Below are 17,594 nucleotides of genomic sequence, written 5' to 3'. Positions count from 1 at the left end.
CGCCGGGTCGCAGGTGCGGCCCGGCATCGCGGAAACGTCTACAGGGGGAACGACATGAAACAGCATCGCATCGCCCGCACCGGCCAGCTGGCCGCTACGCTGGGCCTGATCCTGGGGATGGGGCTGCTGGCCGCGTGCCGCAGCCATGCGCCGGCCGCCGACGGTCCGGCCGAAGCCACCGCTGTCCACTTCCCGGACGCCTCGAAGGCCTCGCTGAAGGAGGGCATCTATCCCGATGTCGCCGACCTGCGCCGCTTCGCGCCGGGCATGAGCAAGCGCCAGCTCTACACCCTGCTGGGCACGCCGCATTTCAACGAAGGCATGTGGGGCGTGCGCGAGTGGAACTACCTGTTCAACTTCCGGACGGCGCAGGGTGCCGAATACTTCACCTGCCAGTTCCAGGTGCGATTCGACAGCAAGGGCATCGCCCAGGGCGGCTACTGGAAGCCGGAATCATGCGCGGCCGTGCTCGAGCCACCACGGCCACCCGCCCCCCCGCCGCCGGCACCGCTACCGGAACAGCCGCTGCGACTGTCTGCCGATGCACTGTTCGGCTTTGACAGCGCCGTGCTCAGCGCAGAAGGCCAGCGTGCGGTACAGGGGGTGTTGGCGCAGGTGCGCGAGGCCGCGCAGGTGCAGTCGATCCGGGTGACCGGATTCACCGATCGCATTGGCAGCGCCAGCTACAACCAGACGTTGTCGCAGCGCCGCGCCGAGGCGGTGCGGAATGCCCTGGTGCAGGGCGGGGTGCCCGCCACCGCCATCAGTGCCGAGGGGCGGGGTGCATCCGAGCCGATCGTGCAGTGCGAGCAGCGCAACCGTCGCGAGCTGATCGCGTGCCTGGCACCGAACCGGCGCGTGCAGATCGCCGGGATGGCCCAGCCGCGCTGACAGTTCCACGCCGGGGAAGTGTCCCGGTATCCCGAGTCCCCCCTGACCGCCGGCAGGACGTGGTTACGTCTCCCCCGTCGACCACGCCTGCCGGCGGCTCAGGTTTTCAAACGGTGCACGCGATGAATGCCCAATTCCTGCCCCTCTCCATGAAGACGGAAGCCACTCTCAGCGTGTACGGCCAGCTCGGCAACCATGCCGTGGTGCGCATCCCCGGGCGACGCCTGCCGGGCCTGATCCTGCAGGCCGATACCGTGGCAGGGTTCCTGGCCCAGCTGCAGGAAGCCCAGGCCTGCCTGCGCAGCGGCCGCGCACAGCGCACCGACGCCGAGCTGGACATGCTGATCGACGTGTTGCAGCAGTGGTACGCACTGATCGAATCGCGCCTGGCCGACGCCGGCGAGGCGCTGTAAAACAAAAAGGGGACGGAGGGGATTAAGTCGTTTCCGGCATACCCGGGGCAAGAACGACTTAATCCCCTCCGTCCCCTTTTTCTAGGCGCGGGCGCGGACCAGCCAGCAGGCGGCATCCACGCGTACGCGGTTGCCTTCGATGAACGGCGCGAATGCGGCCAGTGCCTGGTCGCGCAGCACGGTGGCACGGTCTTCCGGCATTGCGCGCAGGGCCAGTCCCAATGGGCCCAGCTGGCCGACATAGGTCGGCAGGTCTTCGCGGGCGATCGAGCAGGGCAGGTCTACCGCAACCACCTCCACATCCTTCCAACCGGCGGCCTGCAGAAGCCGCTGTACCTGCCCGCCATCGGCAAAGGCGAACTGTCCGGGCGCGCCGGGTACGCGCGGCGGAAGCTCCAGTTCATCGCCGATCGCGCGTTCAGCCGTGGTCATGAACGGATTCTCGTCGGCGCTGCGCCAGGCGATGAAACGCAGCCCCGCGCCAGGTTGTGCCGCGCGGTGCAGGTTGCTGAAGGCGGCTTGGCTGTCTTCGAAGAACATCACACCCAACCGCGACTGGATCCAGTCGAAGTGTGCGGACGGCAGCGGATGCCGCTGCGCATCGGCGACGATGAAGTCCGCGTCCAGTCCTGCCGCTCCGGCGCGCTGGCGGGCCAGCGCCAGCATCGGCGCGGAGATGTCCAGGCCGGTGCTGTGTGCCGCCGGGCGAGCGGCGGTTGATGCCAGCAGGCTGGCGCCGGTGCCACAGCCTATATCGAGCAGTTGCGTGACGGTCTGCGGAAGTTCGGCCACCAGCAGGTCGGCCATCGGCTGGAACAGGCCGTCGAGGATGGCCTGCTGGGCGACCCAGATCTGGCCGCCAGGGCCATTCCAGAGCGCATTCTGATCAACGGGGGATGTACTGGCCATGGCCTTGTCCTGGCGGGAAGTTGCCCATAGGTTGATGCTTGAAGGCGACTTGAGGTCAAGCCCATGCGTGAACTGGATATCGGCGAGGTGGTGAAGCGCAGCGGCGTGCCGGCCTCGACCCTGCGTTACTACGAGCAGCTCGGGTTGTTGCAGTCGCTGGGCCGTCGTGGCCTGCGCCGGCAGTACGATGAACAGGTGCTGGAACGACTGGCGTTGATCGGTCTTGGCCAGGCGGCCGGGTTGTCGCTGCAGCAGATCGGGTTGTCGCTGCCACCTCAGCGCGGATGCATTACGCTGGATCGCGAAGCCCTGCTGGCGCAGGCCGAGGTGCTGCAGCGGCAGATCACCCAGCTGCAGCGGGTGCGCCGGCACCTGCAACGCGCGGCGGCCTGCCCGGAAGCGCAGGATGCGCGCCAGTGCGGTTCGTTCCGCAAGTTGTTGCGCGCGCAGCAGCGGATGGCTGGATGAGGGAAGCGCATCCACGCATGGCGTGGATGAATCAATCGCGGGTACTGACTTCCCAGGTGGCGTGCAGAACGCCCGGCACGTGCTCCATCCGCGCCAGCACCACATCCAGCTCGTCGGCACTCACCGCGGTACTGACCAGCACGGCGATCACATCGGAGGGTGCGTCGGCATGCTCGACCACTTGCACGTCGCTAACCGGGTACTGTGCCGCTTCCAGCGCGTCGACCAGGCGCTCGCGCACCCGCGGCACCGCTTCGGCATCCACGCTCAGGCGCACTTCGTAGGTCGCTTCGGTGGCGGCCTCGTTGATCGGGATCCGGTTGATCGCATTCACCAGCGGCCGCAGCAGGGTATTGCCGGCGATGATCAGTACGGTCAACAGCACGCCTTCGGCCAGCATGTCCGCGCCGGTGCAGCTGCCCACCGCCGCCGAGCACCACAGGGTGGCGGCGGTGTTCAGGCCGCGCACGTTCATGCCTTCCTTCATGATCACGCCGGCGCCGAGGAAGCCGACGCCGGAGACCACGTAGGAGATCACCCGCACGGCTTCGGCGCTGCCGGCGATGCGCATGCCCAGGTCGACGAAGGCGGCCGCGCCCACCGCGACCAGTACGTTGGTGCGCAGGCCGGCGGTGCGTTGCCGGTACTGGCGCTCGGCGCCGATCAGCGTGCCCAGCACGAAGGCGGCCAGCAGGCTCACCACGGTGTCGGCGAAGGGACCGGCCTGGAAGGTTTCAATGAAGCGCATGGCCGGAGTCTACCCGGTCGAGGTGACAGTAGATCCACGCCATGCGTGGATTTCGAGGGGGCTGGAAACGACTTAATCCCCTCCGTCCCCTTTTTTGAAGGTCAGTCGGTGTCCTCGACCCGCTCGCCCATCAGCTCGCGCTGGCGCTTGTCCAGTTCTTCGGCGTAGCGCTTGCGCACGAAGGCCTCGGAGACCACGCCCAGCACCTGACCGTCGGCAGCCACCACCGCCAGCTCGTCGGCCTGGGTCTGGTCGAAGCGCTGCATCACGCTGACCACGTCGGAGGACGGTGCCAGCGAGACGTCGCGGTTCTCGGCCAGTTCGCCGATCAGGGCTTCCGGCTTCACGCCATCGCCGTAGACCCGTGGGATCTGCACGATGCCGGCGTAGTGCCCCTCGCTGTCGATCAGGATCACCCGGGTGCCCGAGCCCAGCGGAAAGCGTTGGCGGAAGGTGGCCACATCGAGGTCGGCCGGGGCGGTGGCCACGCCCTTGCGCATCAGCCGGCCGGCATTGAGGTTCTGCACCCAGCCGACGTCGCGGGCGCTCTTGATGGTTTCACCGCGCAGGTGCATGCGCCAGGTCGAGAACGAGTAGCCGAACCACTGCCGCACCAGTGTGCTGGACACCAGTACCGCGCTCATCACCACGCTGGTCAGCAGGAAGTCGTGGGTGCCTTCCAGCACCAGCATGGCCATGGTCATCGGTGCGCCGACCACGGCGGCGGCCAGTGCGGCCATTCCGGCCAGTGCGGCCGAAGTTGCATCAATCACCGGCACGCCGGTGGCCATCGCCAGCAGGCCGGCGAACAGGGCGCCGACCAGGGTGCCCATGAACAGCGAGGCGAAGAACAGGCCACCACGGAAACCAAAACCGAGCGAGATGCCCGAGGCCAGGCACTTCAGGGTCAGCAGGCTGCCGATCCAGATCAGCGGCAGGTGCGTGGTCAGGTCCAGGTGCAGGGCACCGTGGCCGGACGACAGCACCTGCGGGCTGGCCAGTGCCAGCGGAATCAGCAGCAGTCCCCCCACCACCGGCCGCCCCCAGGCCGGCAGAGGGCTGCGTTTGACGGTGCCTTCAATCGAGGCGATCAGGCGCATGATGGCGATGCCGACCATCGCGCAGCAGCAGCCAAGCAGGCCGTAGATGGCGTAGTCGGCGGCTCGCACGTCGATGGTCGAGGCCGCCGGCAGCAGATAGGCCTCGATGCCGGCCTGGTCGGCCACGAACGCGCCGGCCAGCGCGGCGACGGCCACCGGCGCCAGCGCGGCCGGGGTGTAGGCGCCGATGACGATCTCGAACGCATAGAACGCACCGGCCAGCGGCGCACCGAAGGCGGCGGCAATGGCACCGGCGGCACCGGCACCGACCAGGATGCGCACGTCGTTGCGACGCAGGCGCATCACCCGGCCCAGCTGCGAGCCGCTGCCCGCGCCCATCTGCGTATACGAAGCCTCCAGGCCGACCGAGGCGCCGCAGCCGTTGGACAGCAGGGTCTGGGTCAGCACGATCAGGTTGTCGCGCATCGACATGCGGCCGCCGTGCAGCGCATTGGCTTCGACCGCATCAAGCAGTGGCCGCTTCAGCCGCGTCGCCGCAAGGCTGACCAGGCCGACCAGCAGACCGCCCAGTGGCAGCACCAGCAGCGCGGTCCAGGTCAGCGAGGGCAGGGAGCTCAGGCGCATGCCTTCGTCCAGCCCATACAGCGTGCCCTGCAACCAACGTGCGATGCCCGACTGCAGCAGGGTCAGGTAGCCGGCGATCAGGCCGACCAGCAGCGCCAGCGCGATGAACCACAGGTCGCTGCCGCGCAGGCGCAGGCGCAGGCCCTGGAAGGCCAGATGCAGGCGCGATGGCGAAACGGGCGAAGACATGGTGGCGGCATGATACGCCGCCACCGTGAGCGCCACCGTCACCGCATCGGGCGGCTACCGGCTCAGAAGCGGTAGCGGCCCTGCACGTAGAAGGTGCGCGGTGCGGCCACCATGCGGCCGGCGTTGCCATCGACGTTGCGGGTGTACCAGCGCTTGTCGGCCAGGTTGTTCACACCCAGCGCGATCTCGCTGTCACCCAGTCCCGGCACCTGCCAGGCCACCTGGGCATTCCACAGGCGTACGCCCGGCACGCGGCCCACGCGCGCATCGGCGCTCTCGGCCCAGGTGTTGGCGGCGTCGGAGAACTGGCCGCTCTGGTGGGTGCTGGAGACGTTGAAGGTCCAGCCGGCCAGCGCGTATCGGGCGCCGATGCTGTCGGTGTCGCGCGAGTAGAACGGCACGTCCAGGCCGCGGTTGTCGCCGGACTGCTGGATCGCCTTGGTCCAGGTGTAGTTGGCATACAGCTCCAGGCCGGCCAGTGCGCTGTCATCGGTGAAGTGGTACTCCAGTGCGCTCTCCACGCCCTTGTGGTCGGTGGCACCGATGTTCTGGAAGGTGGGCGGGGTGATGCCCGGCACCTGCAGGATCTGGTTGTCGAAGCGCATCTTGAACACGGTCAATTCCGCGCGCAGTGCGCCGTCCTGCCAGCGCGCACCCAGCTCGGTGGTCCTGGCCACTTCCGGGTTCAGCGGGTTGCTGGCGGTCTGCGAATTGAGCTGGATGTTCTGCACCGGTCCGAACGAGGTGGTGTAGTTGCCGAACACGGTCAGCTGCGGAGTCAGCAGGTAGGCGACGTTGATCGAGGGCAGGGCCTTGTCGTTGCGGCTGCTGAAGGTTGCCGTGCCACCGGCCTGGCGGCGGTCCATGTCGATCCACTCCATGCGCACACCGGGCGTGATGCGCCACTGGCCGATGGCGATGCGATCGTCGATGTAGAAGGCATGCGCATCGGTGGCGTTGTCGAAGCGGGTGGTGGCACTGGCCGCGCCGGTGCGGCGGGTGACGGTGTAGCTGCGGTCGTTGCCGCGCTCGCGCAGGAAGCGGTAGCCGGCGGTGATGTCATGCACGGTGCTGCCCCAGTGCAGGCGCTGGGTATAGCGCGGCTCGATGCCAAGCACGCGGTAGTCGCGCGGCTGCACGGTCAACTGGGTATTGGCGGCGTTGATCAGCGAGCTGGCGCGGGTGCTTTCGTTGTAATAGGCCAGCACCTCGAACTCGCTGTTGGCCGACAGTGTGTTGGTGTAGCCCAGGTCGATGCCGGTGCGATGGCCCTTCCAGAAATCGGTCGGCCGGGTGTTCTGGAACGCATCGGCCTCGTACTGCGCGCGGGTCAGGCCGCCCGGCGTCAGCGAGCGCACGTCGTAGTACGACAGCTTGGCGCGCAGCTCCTGCTGTTCGTCGATGGCGTAGGCGAACTTCAGCGCGAGATCGTTGAAACGGTCATCGCTGCCCTGGCGCCAGCCGCGGCCATCCTGGCCCGAGTAGAGCAGGGCGGCACCCAGCCCGTTGTCGCCGGTGCCGCCGAGGAAGGCGTTGTACTGGGTGCTGTCACCACCGCCATGGTCGTAGGCGGTGTAGCGCACGCCCGCTTCGCCGTGCAGGCCGGCCCCGGTGGGAATGGCGCGGGTGCTGAAGTTGATGATGCCGCCCACGTTCTGCGGCCCGTAGCGCACCGCGCCGCCGCCGCGCACCACGTCGATCGACTCGATGTTGGACAGGCTGGTCGGTGCGAACGACAGCTGCGGCTGGCCATACGGCGCCACCGCCAGCGGCACGCCATCGAGCAGCACGGTCGAGCGTGGCGAGTAGCGGCCGGTCAGGCCACGCACGCCGATGTTCAGCGACACCGAACTGCCGGCGGTGCCGGAGTTGTCGGTGACCTGCACGCCGGGGATGCGGCGCATGGCATCGCCGATGCTGGCCGCGCCGCTGGCCTCGATGCGCTGGCGGTCGACCACGGTACGCGCGCCAGCGAAGCTCTTCACGCTGTCATGCAGGCCGGTGCCCAGCCAGCTGCCGGAGACCTGGATGCTGTCCAGCGTGGTGGCGCCGTCCTGGGCGAAGGCGGTGGCGGCAGGGAGCAGGCACAGGACAAGGGCGGCGGCCAGCGGCAGGCGGGCCGGTTGCAGGGCGGGAATGGGCATCGGTGCGGGCTGTGGAAGGTGGTAAATGAGAATTATTGCTGATTCCATTCGCCAATGGAATGCGCCGCCGGTTCACGCTGATGCCCCGGTGGTAGAGTGGGAGATTGCTTCCTGACTCGCTGAGATCCGCCATGTCCCAAGCCGCCTTCTACCCCGTCGGAACCCCTGGCCAGCCGTGGGGAGCGGCGGAACGGGAGGCGTGGCGCGGTCGCCAGCAGCGCCTGCGTCGCTACGATGAGGAGGTGCTGCCACGCATCGAGGCGCTGGCCTCGCGCTTCGACAAGGTGGCCTATGGGCAGCTCGACTACGCTGGCGAGACCTACACCCTGTTTGCCCTGCGCAGTCGCGACTGGAACCCGGCGTTGCCGGCCGCGCTGGTCACCGGCGGTGTGCACGGCTACGAAACCAGCGGCGTGATGGGCGCGCTGGAGTTCCTTGAGAAGCATGCCGCCGACTATGCCGGCAAGGCCAATCTGCTGGTGGCGCCGTGCGTGAACCCGTGGGGATTCGAGCGCATCAACCGCTGGAACTTCGATGCGATCGATCCGAACCGCAATTTCCGCAGCGATGGCCCGGCGCGTGAATCGACCGCCGTCATCGAGCTGATCGCGCCTTACAAGGGCCAGTTCGTGCTGCACATCGATCTGCACGAAACCACCGACAGCGACGAGAGCGAGTTCCGCCCGGCGCTGGCGGCGCGCGACGGCAAGCCGTTCGAACCGGGTCTGATTCCGGATGGCTTCTATCTGGTGGATGACAGCGGGAACCCACAACCGGCCTTCCAGCAGGCGGTGATTGCCGAGGTGGAGAAGGTCACCCACATCGCCCCGGCCGACGACAAGGGCGAGATCATCGGATCGCCGGTGGTCGCTCACGGCGTGATCGAGTACCCGCTGGTGAAGCTGGGCCTGTGTGCCGGTATCACCGGTGCGACCTACACCACCACCACCGAGGTCTACCCGGACAGCCCGCGCGCCACCCCGCAGCAGTGCAACGACGCCCAGGTCGCAGCGGTGTGCTCGGCGCTGGATTACGCGCTCGCCCATCGCTGATCGGTCCGGTAGTGCCGGCCGCTGGCCGGCAGCCACGGGTCAATGAGATTGCCGGCCAGCGGCCGGCACCACCTCACCCCAACGCGTCAGCCCACCAGAGTGCGGCTGGGCCCGGCGGCGTATCGCGGCGCCACAGCAGGTCGCTGTGGATGCGCCGCGGCCAGCCGGGCAGCACCAGTTCCACCAGCCGCCCACGGTCGTAGCGCTGCACCAGTGCCCGTGGCAGTTCGGCCCAGCCGATGCCGTCCTCGGCCATCTCCATCACCATCAGATAGTCGGTGGCGGTCCAGGCCAGGCCGGTGACCACGCGGGATTGATCGACTTCCGCGCTCAGGCGCACCTGCCGATGCCGCGCCAGCTGTGTGGCGGCGCGACGGCCGGCACTGGCCAGCGGATGTTCGCGCGCCACGTACACCGACAGTTCGCTGTGGTGCGCCAGCGGCCGTGCCACCAGTTCATCCGGATAGTGCTCCTGCCGCGGCAGCAGACCGAGCGCGGCGCGACCACTGCCGACAAGCTCCAGTACGTCATTGCCTTCGGCATCCAGCCATTCCAGTTCGGTCTCCGGGAACGTCTCGGCGAAGCGCTGCAGAATCCGTTGCTCGGGATCGAGCTGGTAGACGTCGGAAAACACCACGGTCAGGCGCGACTCGACCGGTGCGGCCAGGCGCACGCTCAACTGCTGCAGGCGGGCATCGGCGGCAAGGATCTCCTGCGCGTGGCCCAGTACCTGGCGCCCGGCCTCGGTCAGTTGCGGGTAGCGCCCACTGCGATCGAACAGGCTCACGCCCAGATCGGCCTCCAGGTGGGCGATGGCGGTACTGACCGTCGATTGGGTCTTGCGCAACCGCCGTGCCGCCGCCGAGAACGAGCCCAGCGCGGCAGCTTCCACGAAGGCCTGCAGGGATTCAGGGGAGTAGGGCATTGATCCATCGCTCCTGTCGATCGAATCCATTTTGATACCACCGTAAAAGACGATGATACTGGCTTCCGTCGCCCCCGTCTGCGGGGCGTTCCGGACCCTCCACGCACGGCGTGGACCCATTGATGAGGCGGCGTGGTCCCCGTCCCGCAAGGAGTTTCACATGTCCCGTACTGTTCCCGCCCGTGGCGCGCTGGCCGCCTGGGCCTGCCTGACCGTGGCGATCGTTGCCGAAGTGGTCGGCACCTCGTTCATGGCCCATGCCGCCCGCGACGGCGGCTGGACCGGCTACCTGGTCATGGCCGGCGCGTTGGCGCTGTCCTATTACTTCCTGGCCCTGTCGGTGCGCCGCATCGCGGTGGGCGTGGCCTATGCGGTGTGGGAGGGCCTGGGCCTGACCCTGCTGACCGTGGTCGGCCTCACCGTGTTCGGCGAGAGCCTGTCGTTGCAGCAGTTGGCCGGTCTGGTGCTGGCGGTGGTCGGCATCGTCTGTGTCACCCTCGGGGAGGCGCACTGATGAATACCCTGGCCCTGTTTTTCGTGATCTGTTCTGCGCTGATCGACGTCGCCGCCAACATGATGGTGGCCAAGTCGGAAGGCTTCCACCGCTGGCGCTGGGGTGTCGGCGCGATCGTCATGGTCTGGATCGCCTTCGCCCTGCTGGGCCAGGCGGTGCGCTACATGGACCTGGCCACGGCCTATGCGATGTGGGGTGCGATCGGCGTGATCGGTACCGCCACCTGCGGCCGTCTGCTGTTCGGCAACCGCCTGCGCCCGATCGGTTGGGTCGGTATCGGTCTGGTCACTGTTGCGGTGCTGCTGCTGAGTACTGCGAAGTAGCGCGTCGCTGTGCCAACCAAGGTTGGCACCTACCGGTGCTGAGTCGCGGTGCCAGCCCAGGTTGGCACCTGTCAGCGCGTGAGCCGCCGCATGCAGACGCCCCGGGGATGATCTCCCCGGGGCGTTGCGGTTTCTGCAGCGGTCAGAAGCGTGCGGTGAAGTTCAGCCGCGTGGTACGGCCCGGGCCGGGCATCAGGCTCATCGCCAGCGTGTCCATGTAGTAGGTGTTGCGCAGGTTGCTGACCACCAGTTCCACCTCGGCCTTCGGGGTGAACTGCCAGCGCGCGTAGAAGTCGTAGATCGCGGTGGGCAGATAGATGTTCTGCAACCCGGTCGAGCCGGTGGTGTTCCAGGGCTTGTCCAGTTCGTGGGTGGGGCCGCTGTTGTAGGTGCGGCGGATGCCGGTATCCAGCCGCTTGTCGAACAGGCGGAAGCCCAGCGTGCTGTGGATCGAGTACTTCGGCGGATTCTGTGCGTTGACGAACGAAGTACCGAAGCCGCCGTCCACGCAGTCCGGCGTGGTGTCCAGCTTGCTCCACTTCGCATAGGGGTCTTCGCGCAGGCGCTTGGCGGTGGCCGCGTCGCAGGTGCGCGCGCGCTGGTAGTAGCTCGCCGACAGGTCCAGGTAGGCGATGCCGGCGTCATAGCCGGACTGCAGCTCGTAGCCGGACACCGTGTAGTTGTCCACGTTGTCGACGTAGAACGCCCAGTTGCTGGAGTCGAAGCGGCGGGTGATCGCGTTGTCGATATCGTTCTTGAACCAGGCCACCTTGAACGCCAGGCGGTCGCCGTCGCGCCACAGGTCCTGCTTGAGCAGGCTGAAGCCGATGTCCCAGGAACGGTTCTTCTCCGGCTTGAGGTCGGCCACCGGCGCCGAGGTGCTGTTGCCCAGCGTCGACTCGAACAGGCTGGGCATCTTCCAGCCCTGCGCGTACTTCACGTAGAAGAACATGTCCTGGTCGAGGTTGAAGCGAGCCTCGGCATAGGGTGCGAAGCCGTGGCCGGAACGGCGGATCGCCGGCTTGTAGCCCCATGCGGTAGGAACCTGCTTGGTGTAGAAACCGTTGGCGCCGCGCGGGTCGGGAATGAAGCCATCGAAGTCGTAGCTCTGGCCCAGCGTGCTGTCGCCGTAGGGCGTGGCCCGCAGCGAGTCGTAGGTGTAGTTGCCCTGTGCATCCGGGTACCACTCCTTGTACCAGCCCGGCAGCAGCTGGCCGCCCTTGCTGAGGCGCGCGAAGGTGTAGCGCAGGTCGCGCGATTCACTGACGAAGGCCACGCGGTTGCGGTCACGGGTGCGGTAGTCGATGAAGCGGCCGCCGGCGGTCAGCGACAGCCAGTCCCACGGCTGCCATTGCAGCGAGGCGACAACGCTCGCTTCGCGGCGCGTGCCGGAGCGCAGGTAGCGGTTGTTGTTGTAGTCCACCGGCAGCACCGGCGAATTCGGTGCGGTGTCCTCATGCTGGAGCGCAGCGCCATAGCGCAGCGTCCAGTCGCCCAGGCTGTTGTTGAAGCGGGTGGTGTTGCTGCTGTCCACGCCCCAGCGCCGGGTTTTCACGTCCGACTGCAGGCCCGGCCCATAGGTTTCGCCCAGCGTGTCCGGCATCTGGTCGTTGGGCACGTCCTTGAACAGCGGCGTGTTGGCGATGTTGCTGTTGAACATGCGGCTGGTGGCGGTGGTGAACCACAGCGTGCTGCTCAGGTCCAGCCAGGGGTGCGCTTCGGGGCGGTAGCGGTGGCGCAGCGAGGTGGCGTTGAGGCGCATTTTCCCGGGCTCGAACTGGAACATGGTGTTGGCCTTGTCCACATAGGTCACCCATTCGTTGGACTCGCCCACGCGGCCGATCGCCGATGGCATGATCTCGCCGAAGCTGGAGTTGAAGTAACGGTGGCTCAGCTCAAGCCGCTGGTCGGGGTTGGGCGTCCAGGTGAATTTCAGCAGCGCCGATTCATTGTCGGTATGCGTGTTCAGCACTTCATCGCCCGGGTGGTACATGTCCGAGACCGCCTGGCTGGACATGCCGGTACCACCGCTGGACAGGTGCTGGTCGTCGTAGCGGTGGGCGCCGTTGCTGCCAGCGAAGTAGTTGCCCTGGCGGCGCCGCGCGTAGGCGGCCACCAGCTGCCAGTCCTCGCCGCGCTGGGCGAAGGCCACGCTGCCGTTCCAGTCGCGCGGATCACGCAGGCTGTTGCGGTTGTCGCTGCCGCGCGCGATCTGCTTGAACGTGCGGGTGCGGTCGATGCTGTTGTCGGCCAGGCCACCACGCACACGCAGGCCCCAGGCCTGGCCGTCGTCGAGAATGTCATCGACATTCAGCGTTTCCATGTAGACCACACCACCGATCGCACTGGCAGCGTTGGCGGCCAGGCTCGGTCCCTTCTCGATGCTGACCGAACTGATCAGGTCCGGGTCGAGGTAGCTGCGTTGCTGCACGCCGGCATAGCCGCGGTACACGTCGATGGCCTGCTGGCCGCCGTCGATGATCACCGGCACCCGGTTCTGGCCCTGAAGGCCACGGATGTTCACGTCCAGGGCACCGCCGTTGCGCACGTCAGCGGTGTGCACGCCGACCGCACCGGCCAGCACATCACCGATCGACTGGCCGCGGAAGCGCTCCAGCTGCTGGCGGTCCAGGTGCACGCGCGAGCCGCTGTCGCGGTAGACCGCATCGGCATCGGCCAGGCCCCACGGCGATGCACCTTCGCTGGCCTGGCCGGCCACGCGCAGGGTGCCGATCTGGCGCACACCGGCTTCAGCCGCTGGCGCGGGTTGCAGCACCACGCCGCTGTCATCGCGCTGGAAGGTCAGGCCGGTGCCGGCCAGCAGCTGCGCCAATGCGGCGTCAGTACCGAGCGTGGCCTGCACGCCCTTGCTGTGGCGGCCGCGGGTCAGGCGGGCATCGGCAGCGATGGACAGGCCCGACTGCTGGCCGAACGCGGTCAGGGCCTGGTCGAGCGGACCAGGTGCAATCTGCCAGCGCACCGCTGCGGTGGACGCCTGCGCGTGGGCAGCGGCCGGCAGCAGGGCGGGCGTGGCCAGGGCCAGGCACAGGGCAATGGCCAGAGGGCGAGGGGAGGAGCAGGGCAGTTTCATGGAGGCGGCAACATCCGCAATGGGTTCCCCTGTACTGCCCGGTGAGCGCGAAAAAGGGGAACCGCGTTTTCAGAGCGGGCGCACGACGGTCCACCACGGCCAGCGCTGTTCGACGCGGATCGGCAGGGCGCGCGCCAGCAACTGCAGGGACCGGGCGCTGTCCAGCCGGGGCAGGACAGCGGTGACGTTCAGTGCGGCGAGGCGAGGATCACAGCCGAGATAGCCGTGGTGATGGCGGGCCAGCTCGTTGATCACCCGGATCAACTGCATGTCCTGCACCTGCAGGCGTCCGTCCTGCCAATCCCCGCGCAGCGGATCCGCTTCAAGCGGAGCGAGCCCGCCCATCGGGCCAATCCGCATCGCACCGCCTGCGGGTGCATCCAGCGCCGTGCCGAACTGCGGCAGGCAGCGCACGACACCTTCAAATACATCCAGGCGGCTGCCTTGCGCCTCCCGTCCGACCGCGAAGCGGGTGCCGATCGGCTGCAGGCGTGCGCCCGGAACGTGCACGGTCAAGGGCAGGCCAGCGTAGGCGGGGAGGTGCCCGGTCTGCAGCAGCAGTTCGCCGCGCAGCAGGTGCACGGCGCGTCGGTGTCCGCCGATGTCGATGGCTGCTTCGCTGTCGGCGTTGAGCCAGAGCTGGCTGCCATCAGCCAGCGTCCAGTGCCCGGTGTGGCCGCCGGCGGTGCGCTGGGTCTGCAATCCGCGCTGGATCTGCAGTGCGCGCAGGCCCAGCAGCGAGACGCCACCGATGGCGAGGGCGCCGCCGAGGCCGCGCAGCGCCTGCCGACGGCGGAGGCCTGCGGCGCCCAGCGCGGTCGCGGCCGCAGGGGCCGACAGTGGCGCGAACGATTGCCAGACCGACTCGACCCGCCGCCATGCATCGGCGTGGCGGGGATCGGCCTGCAGCCAGGCGTGCCAGTGCTGTTGCTCGTCGTCACTCCAGCCCTGTTGGCGCAACGCGAACCACTCTGCCGCCTGCTCCAGCGCCGGGCTGGCCAGTGCGGCATTCATGCCGTGGCATCGCCGGACAGGCGCAGGCAATGCAGCATCGCCTGCGCCATGTACTTCTTGACCATCCGCTCGGACACGCCCAGCTGCTGGCCGATCTCCGCATAGCCCAGACCAGACAGTCGCGCCAGCAGGAAGGCACGTCGTGGTCGCTCGGCCAGCCCGGCCAGCATGTCGGCGACGGCGTGCAGCAGCTGCAATGCCTGCGTGCGCTCCTCTGCCGAGGGGTGCACCGGCTCCGGCTGCGCGGCCAGCGCGGACAGATAGGCGCGCTCCCGGTCTGCGCGCTGCCAGTGATTGACCAGCAGGGCGTGTGCGATGGTGCTGAGATAAGCACGTGGCAGCCGCAGTTCGGACGGATCGACGCGACGGCTGAGCAGGCGCAGGAAGGTGTCCTGGGTCAGGTCGGCGGCGCAGTCGGCATTGTGGGTGCGGCGGCGCAGCCAGCCCAGCAGCCAGCCATGGTGTTCGCGGTAGAACCCCGCCAGCGCAGTGCTGGAGGTGGCGGGCACGGCCATGGGCATGGATCATTAATGAGAATGATTCCCATTATAGGGTGATCGAGCGGCGCACGACAAATCCTGCGCAGGCGGCAGAGGGAGATCGCCGGATTTGCGATGCCCGGCGCGCTCACCGACACTGGGGTTTTCCACAGGGAGTGCCCGCATGTTCAGCCACGTCACCGTTGGGACCAACAACATGGATGTCGCGCATCGCTTCTACGATGCGTTGTTCACCGCCTTGGGCGCACGCCCCGGCGTCTTCGATGACAAGGGCAGGCTGGTGTACTTCAAGGATGGCCGCATGTTCATCGTCACCGCGCCGATCGACGGGCAACCGGCGTGCCACGCCAACGGCGGCACCATCGGCTTCACCCTCGACAGTGCCGAGGCCGTGCGTGATTGGCAGGATGCCGGCGTCGCCCAGGGCGGTACCGCCATCGAAGACCCGGCCGGCATCCGCAACATGGCCGGGCGCCAGCTGTTCCTGGCCTACCTGCGCGATCCCGATGGCAACAAGCTGTGCGCGGTGCATGTGATGTCGTGACGCACGGTGGGCAGGGCGGCGCGCGCGTGATAGCACGAAACCGCGCGCGCGGACCGTGACCGCAGGCCACAACTTCATGCTCTGTCCACTGCGGTTCAGCCAGACTCCGTCGGCTAATTCCTTGATCTACCGGAGAACGCCGCCCCATGGATGTACTGGAGCCGCAACAATCCCCGGTGCGCACCCTTCGGCCTGTGTTCGCCTTCGCGGCGATCGTTGTCGTGGCGTTCGCGCTGTTCGTCAGCCTGTTCCCGCTCGGTGCGGGCCGCCTTCTGCTGAAGGCACAGGACTGGGCTGCACTGAATGTCGGCTGGTACTACCTGCTGGCGATGACCCTATACCTGGTGTTCGTGGTCGGCGTGGCGCTGTCCAAGTACGGTGGCATCAAGCTCGGTGCCGACCATGACGAACCGGAGTTCAGTTACCTCTCCTGGGCCGGCATGCTGTTCGCTGCGGGCATCAGCATCACGCTGTTCTTCTTCTGTGTTTCCGAGCCGCTGACCCACTACCTGCAGCCGCCGCAGGGCGATCCGGCCGCGGGCGAGGCCGGTGCGCGCCAGGCCATGCAGCTGCTGTTCCTGCATTGGGGCCTGCATGGCTGGGGCGTGTTCGCGCTGGCGGCGATGGCGATGGCCTACTTCGCCTACCGCCACAACCTGCCGCTGGCGCTGCGCTCGGCGCTGTACCCGCTGATCGGCAAGCGCATCAACGGCCCGATCGGCTACACCGTGGACGCGCTGGGCATCGTCGCCACCGTGTTCGGCATCGGCGCCGACATGGGCTTCGGCGTGCTGCACCTCAATGCCGGCCTGGCACACCTTTTCAATATCCCGCATTCCAACCTGGTGCAGATCATCCTGGTGGTGGCGATGATGGGCGCGGCGGTGGCGGTGGCCGTGTCCGGCGTGGAGAAGGGCGTGCGCTGGATGGCCAACATCAACATGCTGCTGGCGATCGCGCTGGTGCTGTTCATGCTGTTTGCCGGGCCGACGCAGTACCTGTTCAGCACGCTGATGCAGAACCTGGGCGACTACCTGGGCAGTGTGGTCGGCAAGAGTTTCGATGTGTATGCCTACGGCGGCCGGCCCGAATGGCTGGGTGGCTGGACGGTGTTCTACTGGGCCTGGTGGATCGGCTGGGCGCCCTTTGTCGGACTGTTCATCGCGCGCATCTCGCGCGGTCGCACCATCCGCGAATTCGTGTTCGGCGTGCTGCTGATCCCGCTCGGCTTCACTTTGGCCTGGCTGTCGATCTTCGGCAACAGCGCGCTGGACCAGGTGCTGCACCACGGCCAGCAGCAGTTGGCACAGCTGGCGGTGGATGATCCACCGACGGTGCTGTACGCACTGCTGGACGGCTACCCGTGGAGCCGCACCGTGATCGCGGTGACCGTGCTGGTCAGTTTCATCTTCTTCGTGACCTCGGCTGATTCGGGTGCGGTGGTGCTGTCCACGTTGTCGTCGCATGGCGGCTCGCCCGAGGACGATGGCCCGCGCTGGTTGCGCGTATTCTGGGGCACCGTGATTGCCGTGCTGACGGCGGGCCTGTTGCTGGCCGGCAGCATCGACGCACTGAAATCCGCGGTGGTGCTGGCGTCGTTGCCGTTCTCGGCGATCCTGTTGTTGATGATGTGGGGGCTGACCCGCGCCTTCAGTGACGAGTCGCACCGCAAGCGCGCGCTGCAGTACCGGCCATCGCCGCTGATCGGCGACGACCGCCACCACCAGGGCTGGCGCCAGCGCCTGAGCCAGGCCATGCACTTCCCGGTGCGCGACCAGGTCTACCGCTTCATGGATGACACGGTGAAGCCGGCGATGGAGGCGGTGGCCGAGCAGCTGCGCGGCCAGGGCTGGGATGTGGCCACGCGTTTCGAAGCGGGCGACATGGAGCTCACCGTCAACCACGGCGAGCAGCAGGACTTCCTGTACCGGGTGATCCTCAGTGGCTACCTGACCCCGTCGTTCGCCGCGCAGCAGCTGCGCAACCAGCGCTACTACCGCGCTGAAGTGCACCTGTTCGAAGGCAGCCAGGATTACGATCTGGTCGGCTACAGCCGCAAGCAGATCATCAACGACATCATCAGCCAGTACGAACGGCACCTGCAGTTCCTGCACCTGAGCCGCTGATGCACGTTGATGGTAGTGCCGGCCGCTGGCCGGCAACGCGAACGGGGCGGCGCATCAC

16 protein-coding genes are annotated in these 17,594 nt (G+C 67.6%); 8 read left to right on the top strand and 8 right to left on the bottom strand.

What is annotated here, in order from left to right:
• The first annotated feature begins 54 nt into the window (after positions 1–54).
• Both D7T59_RS01845 and D7T59_RS01840 read left to right on the top strand, forming a co-directional pair.
• Positions 55–891, top strand: a complete 837-nt coding sequence (locus tag D7T59_RS01845; RefSeq protein WP_180851125.1) for an OmpA family protein — start codon at positions 55–57, stop codon at positions 889–891.
• A gap of 122 nt (positions 892–1,013) precedes the next feature.
• Entirely contained in the window at positions 1,014–1,304 is a 291-nt protein-coding gene (locus tag D7T59_RS01840) for a DUF6959 family protein (protein ID WP_014037513.1), read from the top strand.
• An 81-nt stretch (positions 1,305–1,385) separates the two neighbouring features.
• Here D7T59_RS01840 and D7T59_RS01835 read toward each other — a convergent pair whose 3' ends face one another.
• Complete coding sequence (locus tag D7T59_RS01835; RefSeq protein ID WP_180851124.1) at positions 1,386–2,213, bottom strand: class I SAM-dependent methyltransferase; 828 nt, start codon at positions 2,211–2,213, stop codon at positions 1,386–1,388.
• 63 nt (positions 2,214–2,276) lie between these two features.
• Here D7T59_RS01835 and D7T59_RS01830 point away from each other — a divergent pair, with 63 nt between their 5' ends.
• Positions 2,277–2,681, top strand: a complete 405-nt coding sequence (locus D7T59_RS01830; RefSeq protein ID WP_094000810.1) for a MerR family transcriptional regulator — start codon at positions 2,277–2,279, stop codon at positions 2,679–2,681.
• A gap of 31 nt (positions 2,682–2,712) precedes the next feature.
• Here D7T59_RS01830 and D7T59_RS01825 read toward each other — a convergent pair whose 3' ends face one another.
• The 3 genes from D7T59_RS01825 to D7T59_RS01815 all read right to left on the bottom strand — a co-directional run bounded on the left by D7T59_RS01825 (position 2,713) and on the right by D7T59_RS01815 (position 7,447).
• On the bottom strand, positions 2,713–3,429 hold the full coding sequence (locus D7T59_RS01825; RefSeq protein WP_180851123.1) for an MgtC/SapB family protein: 717 nt from the start codon (positions 3,427–3,429) through the stop codon (positions 2,713–2,715).
• A gap of 101 nt (positions 3,430–3,530) precedes the next feature.
• The gene (locus D7T59_RS01820) at positions 3,531–5,303 is read right to left on the bottom strand and encodes a chloride channel protein (protein ID WP_219629679.1); all 1,773 of its coding nucleotides are present in this window, start codon (positions 5,301–5,303) and stop codon (positions 3,531–3,533) included.
• Between the two features lie 62 nt (positions 5,304–5,365).
• Positions 5,366–7,447 (bottom strand): TonB-dependent receptor family protein, encoded by a 2,082-nt coding sequence (locus tag D7T59_RS01815; protein ID WP_180851121.1) that lies wholly within the window; start codon positions 7,445–7,447, stop codon positions 5,366–5,368.
• 131 nt (positions 7,448–7,578) lie between these two features.
• Between D7T59_RS01815 and D7T59_RS01810 the strand changes: the two genes are divergently transcribed.
• Positions 7,579–8,499, top strand: a complete 921-nt coding sequence (locus tag D7T59_RS01810; RefSeq protein WP_180851120.1) for a M14 family metallopeptidase — start codon at positions 7,579–7,581, stop codon at positions 8,497–8,499.
• 73 nt (positions 8,500–8,572) lie between these two features.
• Here the strand turns inward: D7T59_RS01810 and D7T59_RS01805 are convergent, their stop codons facing one another.
• Positions 8,573–9,424, bottom strand: coding sequence for a LysR family transcriptional regulator (locus tag D7T59_RS01805; protein WP_180851119.1), 852 nt, complete (start codon positions 9,422–9,424; stop codon positions 8,573–8,575).
• A gap of 160 nt (positions 9,425–9,584) precedes the next feature.
• On the opposite strand from D7T59_RS01805, the gene D7T59_RS01800 reads away from it, so the two are divergent.
• Both D7T59_RS01800 and D7T59_RS01795 read left to right on the top strand, forming a co-directional pair.
• Complete coding sequence (locus tag D7T59_RS01800) at positions 9,585–9,938, top strand: SMR family transporter (protein WP_180851118.1); 354 nt, start codon at positions 9,585–9,587, stop codon at positions 9,936–9,938.
• A complete protein-coding gene (locus D7T59_RS01795) occupies positions 9,938–10,261 on the top strand; it encodes a DMT family transporter (protein WP_180851117.1) in 324 nt (107 codons plus the stop codon). Before D7T59_RS01800 ends, D7T59_RS01795 begins: the two co-directional genes overlap by 1 nt.
• Before the next feature lie 142 nt (positions 10,262–10,403).
• On the opposite strand, the gene D7T59_RS01790 is transcribed toward D7T59_RS01795, so the two are convergent.
• The 3 genes from D7T59_RS01790 to D7T59_RS01780 all read right to left on the bottom strand — a co-directional run bounded on the left by D7T59_RS01790 (position 10,404) and on the right by D7T59_RS01780 (position 14,881).
• Positions 10,404–13,352: a TonB-dependent receptor gene (locus D7T59_RS01790; protein WP_180851116.1), complete on the bottom strand. Its 2,949-nt coding sequence runs from the start codon at positions 13,350–13,352 to the stop codon at positions 10,404–10,406.
• Positions 13,353–13,421: 69 nt separating this feature from the next.
• Entirely contained in the window at positions 13,422–14,366 is a 945-nt protein-coding gene (locus tag D7T59_RS01785) for a FecR family protein (RefSeq protein ID WP_180851115.1), read from the bottom strand.
• Complete coding sequence (locus tag D7T59_RS01780) at positions 14,363–14,881, bottom strand: sigma-70 family RNA polymerase sigma factor (RefSeq protein WP_180851114.1); 519 nt, start codon at positions 14,879–14,881, stop codon at positions 14,363–14,365. The genes D7T59_RS01785 and D7T59_RS01780 overlap by 4 nt, the downstream gene beginning before the upstream one ends.
• 148 nt (positions 14,882–15,029) lie before the next feature.
• Between D7T59_RS01780 and D7T59_RS01775 the strand changes: the two genes are divergently transcribed.
• Positions 15,030–15,410 carry a VOC family protein gene (locus D7T59_RS01775; protein ID WP_180851113.1) on the top strand — a complete coding sequence of 127 codons (381 nt, stop codon included), beginning with the start codon at positions 15,030–15,032 and terminating at the stop codon, positions 15,408–15,410.
• Positions 15,411–15,556: 146 nt separating this feature from the next.
• On the top strand, positions 15,557–17,536 hold the full coding sequence (gene betT / locus D7T59_RS01770; RefSeq protein ID WP_164136349.1) for a choline BCCT transporter BetT: 1,980 nt from the start codon (positions 15,557–15,559) through the stop codon (positions 17,534–17,536).
• Positions 17,537–17,594: the final 58 nt, after the last annotated feature.

Origin of the sequence: Stenotrophomonas maltophilia (assembly GCF_013464915.1) — a bacterium.
Classification (GTDB): domain Bacteria; phylum Pseudomonadota; class Gammaproteobacteria; order Xanthomonadales; family Xanthomonadaceae; genus Stenotrophomonas; species Stenotrophomonas maltophilia_AT.
Note: the sequence above shows the minus strand (reverse complement) of the source record. Positions and strands in the feature narration are given on the sequence as shown.